The 15418-nt window shown below is 64.5% G+C and carries 18 protein-coding genes; 14 read left to right on the forward strand and 4 right to left on the reverse strand.

The genetic code is table 11. From position 1 onward, the window contains the following. Positions 1–11: 11 nt before the first annotated feature. Positions 12–161, forward strand: a complete 150-nt coding sequence (locus J2W49_RS10345; RefSeq protein ID WP_310315351.1) for a hypothetical protein — start codon at positions 12–14, stop codon at positions 159–161. A gap of 61 nt (positions 162–222) precedes the next feature. On the opposite strand, the gene J2W49_RS10350 is transcribed toward J2W49_RS10345, so the two are convergent. The 4 genes from J2W49_RS10350 to J2W49_RS10365 form a co-directional block, all read right to left on the reverse strand. Then, positions 223–717, reverse strand: a complete 495-nt coding sequence (locus J2W49_RS10350; protein ID WP_310315354.1) for a hypothetical protein — start codon at positions 715–717, stop codon at positions 223–225. 129 nt (positions 718–846) lie between these two features. Next, positions 847–1260: a hypothetical protein gene (locus tag J2W49_RS10355; RefSeq protein WP_310315356.1), complete on the reverse strand. Its 414-nt coding sequence runs from the start codon at positions 1258–1260 to the stop codon at positions 847–849. A 184-nt stretch (positions 1261–1444) separates the two neighbouring features. Next, positions 1445–1987 carry a Cu(I)-responsive transcriptional regulator gene (locus J2W49_RS10360; protein ID WP_310315359.1) on the reverse strand — a complete coding sequence of 181 codons (543 nt, stop codon included), beginning with the start codon at positions 1985–1987 and terminating at the stop codon, positions 1445–1447. 99 nt (positions 1988–2086) lie between these two features. Continuing rightward, positions 2087–2278: a heavy-metal-associated domain-containing protein gene (locus J2W49_RS10365; protein ID WP_310315362.1), complete on the reverse strand. Its 192-nt coding sequence runs from the start codon at positions 2276–2278 to the stop codon at positions 2087–2089. Between the two features lie 140 nt (positions 2279–2418). On the opposite strand from J2W49_RS10365, the gene J2W49_RS10370 reads away from it, so the two are divergent. The 13 genes from J2W49_RS10370 to J2W49_RS10430 all read left to right on the forward strand — a co-directional run bounded on the left by J2W49_RS10370 (position 2419) and on the right by J2W49_RS10430 (position 15372). Further along, on the forward strand, positions 2419–4614 hold the full coding sequence (locus J2W49_RS10370; protein WP_310315366.1) for a heavy metal translocating P-type ATPase: 2196 nt from the start codon (positions 2419–2421) through the stop codon (positions 4612–4614). Positions 4615–4887: 273 nt separating this feature from the next. Then, positions 4888–5646 carry a GntR family transcriptional regulator gene (locus J2W49_RS10375; protein WP_310315370.1) on the forward strand — a complete coding sequence of 253 codons (759 nt, stop codon included), beginning with the start codon at positions 4888–4890 and terminating at the stop codon, positions 5644–5646. A gap of 49 nt (positions 5647–5695) precedes the next feature. Beyond that, positions 5696–7432, forward strand: a complete 1737-nt coding sequence (locus J2W49_RS10380; RefSeq protein ID WP_310315373.1) for a fumarate reductase/succinate dehydrogenase flavoprotein subunit — start codon at positions 5696–5698, stop codon at positions 7430–7432. A 28-nt stretch (positions 7433–7460) separates the two neighbouring features. After that, a complete protein-coding gene (locus tag J2W49_RS10385; protein WP_056273822.1) occupies positions 7461–7694 on the forward strand; it encodes a 4Fe-4S dicluster domain-containing protein in 234 nt (77 codons plus the stop codon). Positions 7695–7696: 2 nt separating this feature from the next. Beyond that, positions 7697–8674 carry a HEAT repeat domain-containing protein gene (locus J2W49_RS10390; RefSeq protein ID WP_310315381.1) on the forward strand — a complete coding sequence of 326 codons (978 nt, stop codon included), beginning with the start codon at positions 7697–7699 and terminating at the stop codon, positions 8672–8674. After that, complete coding sequence (fdxA, locus tag J2W49_RS10395) at positions 8671–9000, forward strand: ferredoxin FdxA (protein ID WP_310315384.1); 330 nt, start codon at positions 8671–8673, stop codon at positions 8998–9000. The genes J2W49_RS10390 and fdxA overlap by 4 nt, the downstream gene beginning before the upstream one ends. A gap of 103 nt (positions 9001–9103) precedes the next feature. Continuing rightward, positions 9104–10591, forward strand: a complete 1488-nt coding sequence (locus J2W49_RS10400) for an ABC transporter substrate-binding protein (protein WP_310315387.1) — start codon at positions 9104–9106, stop codon at positions 10589–10591. A gap of 3 nt (positions 10592–10594) precedes the next feature. Next, positions 10595–11617, forward strand: coding sequence for an ABC transporter permease (locus tag J2W49_RS10405; protein ID WP_310315390.1), 1023 nt, complete (start codon positions 10595–10597; stop codon positions 11615–11617). Positions 11618–11679: 62 nt separating this feature from the next. Further along, positions 11680–12564 carry an ABC transporter ATP-binding protein gene (locus J2W49_RS10410; protein WP_310315393.1) on the forward strand — a complete coding sequence of 295 codons (885 nt, stop codon included), beginning with the start codon at positions 11680–11682 and terminating at the stop codon, positions 12562–12564. Continuing rightward, on the forward strand, positions 12561–12890 hold the full coding sequence (locus tag J2W49_RS10415) for a DUF971 domain-containing protein (protein WP_310315395.1): 330 nt from the start codon (positions 12561–12563) through the stop codon (positions 12888–12890). The genes J2W49_RS10410 and J2W49_RS10415 overlap by 4 nt, the downstream gene beginning before the upstream one ends. Then, positions 12874–13647, forward strand: coding sequence for a ferredoxin--NADP reductase (locus J2W49_RS10420; protein WP_310315396.1), 774 nt, complete (start codon positions 12874–12876; stop codon positions 13645–13647). Before J2W49_RS10415 ends, J2W49_RS10420 begins: the two co-directional genes overlap by 17 nt. Next, positions 13644–14795, forward strand: coding sequence for a YeiH family protein (locus tag J2W49_RS10425; protein ID WP_310315398.1), 1152 nt, complete (start codon positions 13644–13646; stop codon positions 14793–14795). Before J2W49_RS10420 ends, J2W49_RS10425 begins: the two co-directional genes overlap by 4 nt. Positions 14796–14940: 145 nt before the next feature. Further along, on the forward strand, positions 14941–15372 hold the full coding sequence (locus J2W49_RS10430; RefSeq protein WP_310315400.1) for a GNAT family N-acetyltransferase: 432 nt from the start codon (positions 14941–14943) through the stop codon (positions 15370–15372). Positions 15373–15418: the final 46 nt, after the last annotated feature.

Here is a 15418-nt window from a genome sequence, read left to right on the forward strand (position 1 = left end):
GGAGGTGCTCCTTGCTGATTCTTTATTTCAACCCGTTCGATCCACTCACCGCTGCGCCGTCGCTGGCCGACCTTCAGGGCGTCACGCTGATGTCATTGGGTCCAGCGCCCGCCAGGTCGATCACGCTCACCGTATTGCCAGGGTTTTTCCGACTGCCTTGAATGGCCACGAAGAAGAAGCGGTTGTCGGGGGGGGGCGCATGTCTCAGTGGGCGGCGGCCAGTCATTTCTCCGCAGGAGGCGTGGCAGCACCTGGCATGCGCTGCATCATCATTTCCATCATGGTCTGCATCATGTCCATGCGCATCTCCATCATCTGATGGTGTTTGGCCATGTCTTTCATCGGCATGTCCTTCATGCCCCCCATGCCTTGCATGTTTCCCATGCCCTTCTTGCCCTTCATGCCTTTCATCATGGCCATGCCTTCGTGCATGGCTTTCATGTGTTCGTCCATCAAGGCCTGCCGTTCGGCAGGCGTCTTGGCGTTCATCATCTTGTCGCGCATGGCCTGCATTTGCTTCATGCGGTCGTCCATGGCGGGAGCGGCTGCCGGTGCAGGTGCTGGAGGCGCGGGAGCCGCTGCCGTGGCTGGATGGTGCTCGGCATGCGCGGCGCCGTCTGTCGCCGGCGCGAGGCCTGCGCCCGGTGGGGTGGGGTTCGCGCATGCGGTCAGGAAGGCTGTGGTGGAGAGCGCAATGAGGGTGACAAGCTTTTTCATGGTGGTGTCCTGTGAATGAATAGGGGCGCCGCCGGGAAAGGCGACAAGACGGGGGAAACCTGGAAAGGGGCGGGCCACTGGGACCGGCCAGCGTGCAGGAGGGCTGATCGCGGTGGCCCGCGATGCGTCCTATAGCGTCAAGCGATGGGGTCGCGCCGCAATGGGCAAGGCCAGATGCGCGGGTCGGTGGCTGAGCACCAAAGGTCGATTGGCTGTGGCCGAAGTCACTGCGGGTGCCAGTGCCCGGGGCAGGGTGCCCACCATGCCTGCACCACCATCGCCGATGGGCGGTTCCAGCTTCTTGATGGCCAGCGCGGGTTCATCGCAGAACTTGAAGCATCCGGCGGTGCCGGGATCCGGCGGTTCCTTTTGATGGGTATGGGCGAGGGATGTGCTGGAGGATGCTGCAGAGAACGATGTCTCGCTGCCGTGGTCCGGCGAGTTCAACAGGCAGGCATTGGCCACGCCTGCGCCCAACGCAAACAGCCACACCGCCAGGATCATTCTGGTGATGTGTCGCAGCGGGCGGCGGGACAGGAGCATGTTCGTTCAGGGTTGGGGAGGCAGCGAACCAAGGCTAAATCTTGGCGCTCTTGTCGCCTTGACGCAGGTCAAGAAAGGCGACCATGGCACGAAGCTCAGCCTGGGCAGTGTGCGACCGCGCGCTGCCGCCGTCGGTTGGCCACCGAACGGATCGCTGCACCGCGACCGTGACAGGCTGCCCGGTTCAATGCGCATCATGGTGCACCTGCACGCCTCGCATCCAGGCCATGAGATCGATGTGACTGGCGGCGCCCGTACCTGGCTCTTCTGCCTTGCCATGGGTCTTCTTGATCTGTGGTTTGTGTTGGGGCCGGTGCTCGGCCGGGCTGCCCCACGCGAGTTTTTCCAGAATCGCGCAGTGGGGCTGGTCGTTGCCATGGCAGGCCTTCACCAGCACGGAGAGCCCATCCATCATCTGCTCGATTTCGCGACGCTTTTCTTCCAGGTCGGCCAGGTGGCGTTGAGCCACGGTCTTGACTTCCCGGCTGCTGCGCTGCGAATCGCTCCACAGGCCGATGAGCTCTGCGACCTGCGGGACTGAGAACCCCAGCCGCCGCGACTGCCGGATGAATCGCAGCACCGAGACTTCGCGCTCGCCGTACAGGCGGTAGCCCGCATCGCTGCGCTCGGCCGCAGGCAACAGGCCGATCTGTTCGTAGTGGCGAATCATCTTCGCCGACACGCCCGCGGCGCTGGCCGCTTCGCCGATGTTCATGAGGGGGTTCATGGTGTGCTCCGTGTTCCGGGGGGCTGCGTGAGGTGAATGATGTACCTTGCCACCGTGGGAAGGTCAAGACCCTCGCCAGGAGGGTCTTGTGGCAGCCACTCAGCCCGGCGGGTAGCCGGCGTCGGTGAGGGCTTCCAGCAGGGTTTCGCGGACTTCGGTGCTTTTCACTGCGACGCGGTGCTGCGCCAGATCGACCTCGATTTCGCAAGCCGGATCGACCAGCTTCAGAGTGACACTCACTTTGGAGGCGCAGTGGCCACAGGTCATGTCGGGGAGATGAAATTCGTGCATGGATGACTCCGTAAGAGTTGAGGGAGACCTCACTCTGGGCATTGCCACGGGGGCAAGGTCAAGCGCACGGCAGGCTTGCGCTTGACACCGTGGCAAGGCCAAACATCCGCCTCTCCATCACCCACCCATGGAGAAATTTCATGAACACTGCAACCGCATCGCTCATCGAGCACCAGTTCCCCATCGAAGGCATGACCTGCGCCTCCTGCGTCGGCCGCGTTGAAAAGGCCTTGAAGGCCGTGGCCGGCGTGAAGGCCGTCAGCGTCAACCTGGCCACCGAACGGGCCACGGTGAATGCCGAGCCGTCCACCCTGGCCGCCAGCCTGGTGGCTGCCGTGCAGAAGGCGGGCTACGAAGTGACTCAGGCGCCCAGCGCTGACCCCCACGCCAAGCCCGCCAGAAGCAAAGGAGAACCCTGGTGGCCGGTGGCGCTGGCCGCCGTGCTGTCTGTGCCCCTGGTGCTGCCCATGATCGCCATGCTCTTTGGCGCTGACTGGACGATCAACGGCTGGCTGCAACTCGTGCTGGCCACACCCGTTCAGTTCTGGCTGGGTGCGCGCTTTTACCGCGCAGGCTGGAAGGCCCTGCGTGCCGGCGCAGGCAACATGGACCTGCTCGTGGCCCTGGGCACCAGTGCCGGCTATGGCCTGAGCGTGTACCTGCTGTTCAAGCATGCCGACCACGGTACGCCGCACCTGTACTTCGAAGCCTCGGCGGTGATCATCACGCTGGTGCTGCTGGGCAAGTGGCTGGAATCGCGCGCCAAGCGCCAGACCACCGCCGCCATTGCGGCCCTCAACGCGCTCAAGCCCGAAGTGGCGCGCGTGCGCATGCCCTACGGCGATGTGGAGGTGGCGATCGCACAGGTGAAGGCGGGCGATCTCGTGGTGGTTCGCCCGGGTGAGCGCATTCCGGTGGACGGCGTGGTCACCATCGGCGCCAGCCAGGTGGACGAGTCGCTCGTCACCGGCGAGAGCCTGCCCGTGCCCAAGCACGCAGGCGATAAGGTCACCGGCGGTGCCGTCAATGCCGAAGGCCTGCTGCTGGTGGAAACCACCGCCGTGGGTGCCGAATCCACGCTCTCGCGCATCGTGCGCATGGTCGAGTCGGCGCAGGCAAAGAAGGCCCCGATCCAGCGCATCGTGGACCAGGTGAGTGCCGTCTTTGTGCCAGTGGTGCTGCTGATCGCGGCGCTCACCCTGCTGGGCTGGGGGCTGGCCACCGGTGACTGGGAGCAGGCCATCCTCAACGCTGTGGCGGTGCTGGTGATTGCCTGCCCGTGTGCCCTGGGTCTGGCCACACCCACGGCCATCATGGCCGGCACCGGCGTGGCCGCGCGCCAGGGCATTCTGATCAAGGACGCCGAGGCGCTGGAAATCGCGCACCGCATCCACACCGTGGCGTTTGACAAGACGGGCACGCTCACCGAAGGCAAGCCCACACTGGTGGCCGCCCTGGCCGCACCGGGCCATGAAGACCGGTTGCTGTCGTGGAGCGCGGCCTTGCAGGCCGGCAGCGAACACCCGCTGGCCCGTGCGGTGATGACGGCGGCAGAGCAGGCCGGCCTGCCGCTGCTCTCGGCCGCCAAGGTTAGTGCCGTGCCGGGGCGTGGCATGTCGGCCGAAGTGCAGGGCCACGCATTGCGCCTGGGCAGCCCGCGCTACATGCAGGAGCTGGGGGTGGACACATCCGTGCTGGGCGAAGCCGCTCGACAGCCTCAAGATGAAGGACGCACCGTGTCCTGGCTGGCGGACGTGACGGCATCGCCTGTGCTCGTGGGCATGCTGGCCTTTGGCGATGCGCCCAAGGCCAGCGCGGCGGCCGCCGTGAAAAGCCTGCAGGCCCTGGGTGTGCGCACGGTGATGATCACCGGCGACAACCTGGGCAGTGCGCTGGCCGTGGGTCGCGCACTGGGCATCGACCATATCGAGGCCGAGGTGCTGCCGGCGGACAAGGCCGCCATCGTGAACCGCCTCAAGGAAGGGGGCCGCTCAGTCGCCATGGTGGGCGACGGCATCAATGACGCGCCGGCCCTGGCGTCGGCCGATGTGGGCATTGCCATGTCCACCGGCACCGATGTGGCCATGCACGCGGCCGGCATCACGCTCATGCGCGGTGACCCGGCGCTGGTGGCCGACGCGATCGACATCTCGCGCCGCACCTACCGCAAGATCCGCCAGAACCTGTTCTGGGCCTTTGCCTACAACGTCATTGGCATCCCACTGGCCGTGGCCGGCCTGCTCAACCCGGTGGTGGCCGGCGCGGCCATGGCACTGAGCAGCGTGAGTGTGGTGAGCAATGCGCTGCTTCTGCGGGGCTGGCAGCGGCGAGGCTGAGGCCCTCAAAGAATCCGGGTGGCGCATGAGTGAATCAATGGGAGGCCGAACGCACAAGAACGTGATGGCGGCCACCCGCGATGCACCAGCCTAGGGATGGGCATGCACCAGCGGCGGCGTGATGTCGTTGATTTGGCGCAATAGGTGCTCATTTGCAGTGCGAAATGTCGGTTTTTGGCCTGGCACAGCTTTTGCTCAACATGACTTGTCATAACGAGTTGAGAAGTGAGCAGACGAATGGCCTCAAACGGTTTGCGTGCAGTTGTCACCAACTTGCCTCTCCCACGCACGGTGGACGAAATACAGGCGTCCTCGCCGACGCCTTTGTATGAGCAGATCAAAGCGATCCTGCGTGCTCGCGTGCTCGATGGCACCTACAAGCCGCACGAGCAGTTGCCCTCCGAGAGCGAAATGATGACGGCCTTCAATGTGAGCCGCATCACGGTGCGCCAGGCATTGAACGACCTGCAGAACGAAGGTCTGGTGTTCCGCATTCATGGCAAGGGCACTTTCGTGTCCAAGCCCAAGGCCTTTCAGGATCTGGGCCGGCTGCAGGGCTTTGGTGAAGCCATGCGCAAGATGGGCTATGAGACCTTCGCGCGTGTGGTGTCCATGCGCACGGTGGCGCCATCGGCGCAGGTGCAGGAGCGGCTGCAGCTGAGCAAGCGGGCCAAGGTGACCGAGCTGCAGCGCATCCGCTTCCTCAACCGCGAACCCATCTCGCTCGACGTCACCTACCTGCCCGCCGACATCGGCGCGCGCCTGGCCAAGGAAGACCTCGCCAGCCGCGACATCTTCGTGATCCTGGAAAACGACTACGGCATGTCGCTGGGGCATGCCGACCTGCAGATTGGCTCCACGCTGGCCGACGAGCGCCTGGCCGGGCAGCTGCAGGTGGAAGAGGGCTCGCCGGTGCTGGTGATCGAGCGCACCACGCACACCACCGACGGCAAACCCATCGACTACGAACACCTCTATTACCGCGGCGACGCCTTTCAGTACAAGGTGCGCGTCGATCGCGCGCCCATCTGAACGCCTGTCTGAATCCGCTTCTCAGCCTTGAACAACCGGAAAGGTCAACATGAAAACCATCGAACTTGAGTACGACATTGTGGTGATCGGTGGCGGCACCGGCGGCCCCATGGCTGCGGTGAAAGCCAAGGAGAAAAACCCCAAGCTGCGTGTGCTGCTGCTGGACAAGGCCAACGTGAAACGCAGCGGCGCCATCTCCATGGGCATGGATGGTTTGAACAACGCGGTGATACCGGGCCACGCCACGCCCGAGCAGTACACCAAGGAAATCACGGTGGCCAACGACGGCATCGTGGACCAGAAGGGTGTGTACGCCTATGCGGCCAACAGCTTCGCCATGATCGAGGAGCTGGACAAGTGGGGCATCAAGTTCGAGAAAGACGAGACCGGCGACTACGCGGTGCGCAAGGTGCACCACATCGGCAGCTATGTGTTGCCCATGCCCGAAGGCCACCACATGAAGCGCGTGCTCTACCGCCAGCTGAAGAAAGCGCGCGTGGAGATCACCAACCGCGTGGTGGCCACCCGGCTGCTCACCGGTGCCGGTGGCGAGATCACGGGCGTGATGGGTTTTGACTGCCGAACCGCCGACTTCTACGTCATCAAGGCCAAGGCCGTGGTGATCTGCACCGGCGCTGCGGGCCGCCTGGGGCTGCCGGCTTCCGGCTACATGTTTGGCACCTACGAGAACCCGACCAACACCGGCGAGGGCCATGTGATGGCCTACCACGCCGGCGCCGAACTCACCAACCTCGAGTGCTTCCAGATCAATCCGCTGATCAAGGACTACAACGGCCCGGCCTGTGCCTATGTGACCGGTCCTTTCGGGGGCTACACCTCGAACAACGCGGGCGAGCGCTTCATCGAATGCGACTACTGGAGCGGCCAGATGATGATGGAGTTCTTCAACGAACTCGAAGGCGGCAAGGGCCCGGTGTTCCTCAAGCTCGACCACCTGGCGGAAGAAACCATCAGCGAGATCGAGCACATCCTGCACACCAACGAACGGCCCAGCCGTGGCCGCTTCCACGAAGGGCGCGGAACCGACTACCGCAAGGCCATGATCGAGATGCACATCTCCGAGATCGGTTTCTGCAGTGGCCACAGCGCCTCCGGCATCTGGACCAATGAGCGTGGCGAGTGCTCCATCCCTGGCCTGTACGCGGCGGGTGACTGCGCCAGCATTCCACACAACTACATGCTGGGCGCCTTCGTCTACGGCAAGTTCTGCGGCGAGAACGCGGCCGACTACGTGGCCGGCGCCAGCGATCCGCGCATCGATCAGGACCGTGTGCAGATCGAGCGTGAACGCGTCGCCGCACCGCTGTCGCGCAGCGAAGGACCCACGCCGTTCCAGGTCGAATACAAGACCCGGCGCGTGGTCAACGACTACCTGCAGCCGCCCAAGGTCACGCGCAAGATGGAGATTGGCCTGCAGCGCTTCGACGAGATCCGCGAAGACCTGGACCACATGGTGGCCGCCGACCCGCACGAACTCATGCGTGCCATGGAAGCCCACACCATCCGCGACTGCGCTGAACTGGCTGCGCGCTCATCGCTGTTCCGCACCGAAAGCCGCTGGGGCCTGTACCACCTGTGCGTGGACCACCCGGAAAAAGACGACGCCAACTGGTTCTGCCACACCAACGTGACCAGCGACGCCAACGGCAACGCCAGGTTCCGCAAGCGCGAGGTCGAGCCGTACGTGGTCGAGCTCAACGACCAGGAAAAGGCCGCCTACCAACGGCTGCGCGTGGCCAGCCCTGCCACCGCGAAAGCCGCTTGACTCGCCCCAATCACAGAAAGGCCCCACCATGACCATCACCACCACACGCACCCAGGCACCCGTCGTCGTTGACGACGACAAGTGCATCGCCGACAAGGGCTGCACCGTCTGCGTCGATGTCTGCCCGCTCGATGTGCTGGCCATCGACCTGGTGAAGAACAAGGCGTTCATGAAGTTCGACGAATGCTGGTACTGCATGCCCTGCGAGAAGGACTGCCCCACCGGCGCCGTGCACGTGAACATTCCCTACCTGGTGAGGTGAGCATGAGCCAGATCCTTCACCAGAGCATCCGCCAGCGCCTGCAGGACAGCGACCCGGGCGTGCGCCGTGTCGCCGTGCTCGAACTCCCTTACACCGACGAAGAAGACGACACCGCGCCGCTGCTCATTGCAGCCCTGGGCGACAGCAGCCCGTTGGTGCGGCTGGAGGCCGCCAAGGCGCTCGAGGGCATCGAAGAGCCGGAAGTGCTCATCGCCCTGGTGCCCTTGCTCAAGGACAGCGACGCCGACGTGCGCGACGCTGTGGCCTACACCCTGGCAGAACTGAAAGAGTCGGCGTCGGCGGGACCCCTCCTGCCTTACCTGGTCGATGCCGATCCGGGCGTCAAGGCGGCGGCCCTGCATGCCGTGAAGGCCTTGCGGGTGGAGGAGGCCTTCGAGCCTGCATTGCAGGCACTGAGTGATGCGGACCCCGCAGTGCGGCGCGAAGCCGTGGGCGTGCTGGGTTACCTCAAACGGCCTCAGGCCATCGCGGATCTCACCCAGATCGCCGCCCACGATGCCGAGCCTGAAGTGCGGCGGGTGGCGGTGGGGGCACTGGGCTATGCCGGCGAATCCACCGCCGTGAGCGTGCACCCGGCGCTCAGCCGCGCCCTGGTCGACAGCGCCTGGCAAGTGCGCGAAGAGGCCGCCACCACCTTTGCAAAGACCCGTTCCGCGCTGGGCGTGCCAGACCTCATCCGCGCCATGGACGACGCCTACTGGCAGGTGCGCGTGAAGGCGGCGCGCAGCCTGGGCAAGCTCAAGGCCGCCGCCGCGGTGCCGGTGCTGGCGGAAGCCACCACCCACGCCGTGAGCAACCTGCGCAAGGAGGCGGTGATTGCGCTGGGCGAGATCGGTGACACCCGCGCCATCGCCCCGCTGGAGCGCGCCTTGAAAGACAGCGACCCCGACGTGCGCAAGCTGGCCAAGCTCGCGCTCACGTCGATCCAGATGCACGGCAGCGCGGGAGGTGCGACATGACCCACGTCGTCACCGAAGCCTGCATCGGCTGCAAGTACACCGACTGCGTGGCGGTGTGCCCGGTGGACTGCTTTCACGAGGGGCCGAACTTTCTGGTGATCGACCCCGAGGTGTGCATCGACTGCGGCGTCTGCATTCCCGAGTGCCCGGTGGAGGCCATTCTGGAAGAGAAGGATTTGAGCCCCGACCAACTGGAGTACGTCGCGCTGAACGCTGCGCTCGCACCCAGGTGGCCCGTGATCACCACCACACAAGAGCCCCTGCCCGACGCGGCGCAATGGGCCGAGCGCAAAGACAAGCGCAGTCTGCTGAGCGAAACCGCGTGAGCTCATGCGTGCTGGCCCGCAAACAACTTGCGGGAGAGCACACCAGGCCACGCCCCCGGATCCCGATTGATTGATGGATTGTTCAACTCACCTGGAGATTCTCATGACTGCTAAAACACTGACCCCACGCCCTCCCTGGAACAGCCGCCTCCTGCGCCCTGCCATGGGCATGCTGATGGCCCTGGCCTTGCTGCCTTCGGTCTCGCAGGCACAAGCCAAGAAAGAAGTCACGATCGGCATCGGCACGCAGAACACGACCACCAACACCGTCACCGGGGGCATCGTGCTGAAGGAACTCAAGCTGCTGGAAAAGCACCTGCCCAAAACCGGCAAGTACGCCAACATCACTTGGAAGCTCGACTGGCAGAACTTCACCTCCGGCCCGCCGGTCACCAATGGCATGGTGGCCAACAAGCTGCAGATCGGGATGATGGGCGACTACCCGCTGCTGGTGAACGGTGCCACCGGCCAGCAGAGCCGTGGCAACGAAACCCAACTGGTCGCGATCATTGCCTACAACGCCTTTGGTTCAGGCAATGGCGTGGTGGTGCACAAGGACAGCCCCTATTACGAACTGGCCGACCTCAAGGGAAAGACGGTGTCTGTGCCTTTTGGCTCTGCCGCCCACGGCATGATGCTGCAGGCCATGCAGGAACGCGGCTGGCCCAACGACTACTGGAACCTTGTGAGCCAGAGCCCCGAGGTGGGCACCACCAACCTGCAGGAAAAGAAGATCGACGGCCACGGCGACTTCGTGCCCTTCGCCGACCTGCTGCCCTACCGCGGCTTCGCCCGCAAGATCTTTGACGGCGCGCAGACCAAGGTGCCCACCTTTCACGGCGTGGTGGTCCGCAAGGACTTTGCCGACGCGTACCCCGAGGCCGTGGTCGCCTATATCAAGGCACTGATGGAGGCCAACGACTGGGTGCGCAAGAACCCGAGCATGGCGATGCAGAAGGTGGAAGAGTGGACCAAGATCGAAAAGGAAGTGGGCTACATGTTCCTCGGGCCCAACGGCATCCACACCCTGGACCCCACCATCAAGCCCCGCTGGCTTGAAACCATCAAGCTCGCACATGGTGTGCTGTCCAAGCTGGGCCGCGTGAAGGAATTCGACATCAACGCCTGGGTCAACGAGACCTATGTGCGCCAGGCCTTCAAGCAGCGCGGCGAAGACTACGACGCACAGAAGCAGACGCTGGCCAACTACGACATCACGGGCCGAGACCCCATCTGCAACCGCATGGTGAGCAATCCCAAGGAGGCGGGTGAGATCTGGCTGGAAGGTGCGGGCCTGGTGCCCGTGAGTTCGCCCGCCTGCCTGCTGGCCGGGATCCGGCTGTACCAGTCCGAAGGCAAGAAAGTGACGGTGGCCTACCTGTTCGACAAGGCGCTGGGCATCAAGCTGTTTGCCGACAAGGCGTTCTATTCGGTCAACCTGAGCAAGCCCAAAGCCCCTGAGGTGGTGCCCTTTCTGCTGAAGAAAGACGCAGAAACCTTTGCTGCCCAAAGCGGCGGCAAGCTGGCCACGTTTGATGAAGCACTCGCGATGGCGGTGCCCGCCAGCGACCTGGCCATGAGCGGGAAATAAGCCATGCGCGCCGCCTCCTTGCTTGACGTGAGCCGTGACCGAGTGGGTTACGTGCCTGACAACCCCAAACCGCTCGCTCACGCCGACGAGCCGCTGGAGGCGCCGGCCGCCAGGGCCACGGTGACCGCGCTGACCAGCGCGAAAGGGCAGGGCACGCCCCGAACCCTTGCGGACACCGCAGCCGCCGCTGCGGCCCCGTCCGGAACCCCTGCAGGCCTGCGCCTTCTGGGCGCCTGGGTGCGGGATCAGATGACCGGCTGGATCATGGCCGTGATCTCCATCGGCAGCGTGTTGCTGGCCTGGCACCTGGCCACGCACTACCGGCTCGACTTCTATGTGCGCTTCGGCAACATCCCCAGCCCGGCAGAGGTGTTCGCCAAGGTGATCGAGGTCAACCAGTCGACCACCTTCGTCACCAACATCGGCATCAGCGTGCGCCGCATCCTCTACGGCTTTGCCATTGCCGCGGTACTGGGCGTCGGCCTGGGCATGCTGATCGGCCGCTACCGGTGGTTCCGGCAGATCAGCATGCCGGCGCTGGAGGTGTTCCGCCCGATCCCGGCCATTGCCTGGGTGCCCATGTCCATCATGCTGTGGCCGAGCAACGAGGTCAGCATCGTGTTCATCACCTTCCTCGGCGCCTTCTTCCCCATCCTGCTCAACAGCATCCATGGCGTGGAAGCGATCGACCCGGTGCTGCTGCGTGCCGCCCGCTCGCTAGGGGCGCGCGAACCCACGCTGCTGTTTGAGGTGGTGCTGCCCGCCGCCTTGCCGCACATCTTCACCGGCCTGGCCGTGGGCATGGGCGTGGCCTGGGTGTCCTTGATTGCGGCAGAAATGATCTCGGGCCAGTTCGGCATCGGCTACTTCACCTGGGAGGCGTATTCGCTCATCTCCTACCCCGAAATCGCGCTGGGCATGATCACCATCGGCATCCTGGGCTTGCTGTGCAGCAGCGCCATCCGCCAGGCCGCTCGCATCGCCATGCCTTGGCAGTCATCGGCTTCACCGGGAGGGCGCTCATGAGCGCCGCGCTGGGCCGTTCCCAAGCAAGCTCGCACCGCAGCTCGCAGAGCGAAGGTATTCCAATGAATGCAGTGATGTCAACACCCGAAGCGGCCGTGTGCGGCCTCGTCGAAATGCAGGACGTGTCCATCCAGTTCAAGGTCAAGGGTGCGGTGGTCCAGGCGGTCGATTCGGTCTCGATCCATGTGCAGCCCGGTGAATTCGTCTCGCTCATCGGCCCATCAGGCTGCGGCAAGTCGAGCCTGCTCAACGTGGCGGCGGGCTTTGTGCAGCCCAGTGCGGGCGAGGCCCGGCTGGACGGCGTGCGCATTGAAGAGCCTGGCGCCGACCGTGGCGTGGTGTTTCAGCAGTACTCGCTGTTTCCCTGGATGACGGTGCGCAAGAACGTCGAGTTCGGCATGAAGATCCAGGGCGTGTCGCCCAGCGCACGCGAGACCCGTGCTCGCACCTTGCTGGGCCTGGCGGGCCTGCTGCACTTCGAGAACCACTACCCAGACCAGCTCTCCGGTGGCATGAAGCAGCGCGTGGGCATTGTGCGGGCGCTCTCCACCAGCCCGCAGGTGCTGCTGATGGACGAACCTTTTGGTGCGCTGGATTCGCAGACCCGTGTAGTGATGCAGGAGATCCTCACCAACATGTGGCAGCGCCTGCGCATCTCCGTGCTGTTCATCACCCACGACATCGACGAAGCCATCTTCCTGTCGGACCGCATCTATGTGATGACGGCACGACCGGGCCGCGTGAAGGCCGAGATCGTGGTGCCCCTGCCCCGGCCACGCACACCAGAGATGACGTCCACACCCGAATTCATCGCCCTGGTGCAGACCATCAAGGGGCTGATCCGCGAGGAGAGCCTGGCCGCCATGGGGGGCGACCTCATGGAAGGCGGTCTGGCCGGTCTCAGCGTGGAGATGGGGCCCCAGGGTGTGGGAGGGTCCATTGCATGAACGACTCTAGCGTGCACCCGGTGGACATTGTTCACCACCAGGCGTCGGGCCGGCTTGACATTGTCTGGAGCGACGGTCTGCAGGCCTCCATGAGCGCGCGCGAGCTGCGCTGCGCCTGCCGTTGTGCTGCGTGCGTGAAGCTGCGGCGCGATGGCCTCGGCCTCACGTCGCCCGTCACCACCCGCATGACCGAGCTGCGTCCGGTGGGCGAGTTTGGCCTGCAGCTGTGTTTTGACGATGGGCACGATCGCGGCATCTATCCCTGGCCCTACCTGCGCGAACTTTCACTCATTGCATTGGAAGCCGATCATGAGCAATCTGTTTGAAGCCCGAGTGCTGACGGTTCACCACTGGACCGACCGTCTCTTCTCCTTCACCACCACCCGCGACCCGGGCTTTCGCTACCAGAGCGGCCAGTTCGCCATGATCGGCCTCATGGTCGATGGCAGGCCCTTGCTGCGCGCGTACAGCATGGTGAGCCCGCACTACGAAGAGACGCTGGAGTTCCTGAGCATCAAGGTGCCGGATGGGCCACTCACTTCGCGGCTGCAGCACATCCAGGTGGGCGACACGGTGCTGGTCGGCCGCAAGGCCTCAGGCACCCTGCTCACGCAGAACCTCACGCCCGGGCGCCATCTGTACCTGCTGTCCACCGGCACGGGCCTGGCGCCTTTCATGAGCGTGATCCGCGACCCCGACGTGTATGAGCTGTTCGACAGGATCGTGCTGGTGCACGGCTGCCGGCAGGTGAGCGAGCTCGCCTACGAGCGCCTGATCACTCAGGACCTGCCCCGCAACGAATGGTTTGGCGAGCAGGCGCGGGCCAAGCTGCTGTACTACCCCACGGTCACGCGCGAGGCGTTTCGCCACCAGGGGCGCATCCCCACGCTGCTGGAAACCGGGCGCCTCCCGCACGACCTGGGCCTGCCGCCGCTGAGCACATCCGACGACCGCTTCATGCTCTGCGGCAGCCCGGAAATGCTGCGCGACACCCGCGACCTGCTCGACAAGCTGGGCCTGCGCGAAGGCAACATGAGCCAGCCCGGTCAGTATGTAATCGAACGCGCCTTCGTGGAGAAATGAAACACCCCCGCGGCGCTTCGCGCCACCCCCTCAAGGGGTCGGCACTGGCCGTCCGGCAGAGCCGGCCCGGCGGTGTCCCTGGATGGCACCGCTTCATGCGGTCCGGGTGGCGCTCCGGCACCATGGAGACTTGGAACGCGCACTCAAGCCGCTTGGTGGAACTCTGGCCGGGCGTGGCCTTGTGTGTGGTGATTGCGCTGGCCGCTGCGCTCGTGTCCACCAAACACGGTGGTCCAGCCATGCTGTACAGCCTGCTCATGGGCGCGGCCTTCCACTACCAGAGTCACGACCCGCGCACCGCACCCGGTGTGGACGCTTGCATGCGCGTGATCCTGCGGTTGGGCATTGGCCTGCTGGGCGCACGCATCACGGTCGACCAGATTCAGGATCTGGGCTGGATCACCGGCCTCATTGTGTTGACCGCGGTGGTCAGCACGGTGCTGTGCGGTTTGCTGGTGGCGCGTTTGTTGCGGCAGTCTTGGAGCATGGGTTTGCTGGCCGGTGGTGCCACCGCGATCTGCGGCGCGGCGGCTGCGCTCGCCATCGCAGCCGTGTTGCCCCACGACGAACACCGGGAACGCAACACCATGAGCGCCGTGGTGCTCGCCACCGTGTTGTCCACCGTGGCGATGCTGGTCTACCCACTGATCGCGAGTGCCCTGGCGCTGCCGCCCCAATGGGCCGGCCTGTTCATCGGCGGCACCATTCACGACGTGGCGCAGGTGGTGGTGGCGGGCTACTCGCTCGGCCCGGAAGCCGGTGACGTGGCCTCCATCGTCAAGCTGTTGCGGGTGGGCTTGCTGGTAGGGGTGGTGGCCGTGATTGCGATGGTTGTCAAACGGCTGCCCTCTCAGGCCGCTAGCGCGCCCACCCCACGCAAGTTCAATTTGCCCGTGCCTGCTTTTCTTCTGTTGTTCATTGGTCTGGTGGGCGTGCAGTCGGCCGGATGGATGGCGGCGCCTTTGCAACTGGCGCTGCAGGAAAGCTCTCACGCCTGCCTGATGGTGGGTGTGACCGCGCTGGGCATGAAGACCTCGCTGGGCGGTCTGGCCAGAACCGGCTGGCGCCCCTCGGTGCTGATGCTTGGCACCAGCCTCTGGATCACCTTGTTCGTGTTGATTGCCATCGAGGTGGCGATGCATCGCTAGCATCGCCACACGCCTGTTCGGAAGGGCGATTCAAGTCTGACGTGCAGTGCCCGCCAGCCGGCAGGGCAGGCAGATCGCAAGGCCTGGGCTACGATCCCAACGTCTGCGCCCAGACCTGAATTCTTCCCTTTCACAGGAGCCCCACGTGCCACTCATCTGGTCCTATTCCATTGATGGTCTCGACTGGAATGAACTCGCTGCGCTGTATGACGCAGCGCCACTCGGCAGCAAAAGTCCGAGCGGCTTGAAGACCGCGTTCACGAACAGCATGTTCACGTGTTTCGTCTACGACGAACAACAGCTGGTTGGCGTCGGGAGGGCGCTGGCCGATGGTGTCGATTGCTCGTACATCTGCGACGTCGCACTGCTGCCCAGCCACCAAGGTCTGGGTCTTGGCAAACAGATCGTGGCCAAGCTGGTGGAAATGTCCCGCGGCCACCGGAAGATCATTCTCTACGCGGTGCCGGGAAAAGAGTCGTTCTACAAGAAGCTGGGGTTCAAACGCATGAGCACTGCCATGGCGATCTTCGAAGATCAGACGGAGGCCCAGGCGCGCGGGTATGTCAACGAGACTTGACTGCCCGAATGGCGCTGTTGGGATGAAACCCCGGTGCTGGGTGCGT

This window comes from Hydrogenophaga palleronii, assembly GCF_031457455.1.
Classification (GTDB): domain Bacteria; phylum Pseudomonadota; class Gammaproteobacteria; order Burkholderiales; family Burkholderiaceae_C; genus Hydrogenophaga; species Hydrogenophaga palleronii_A.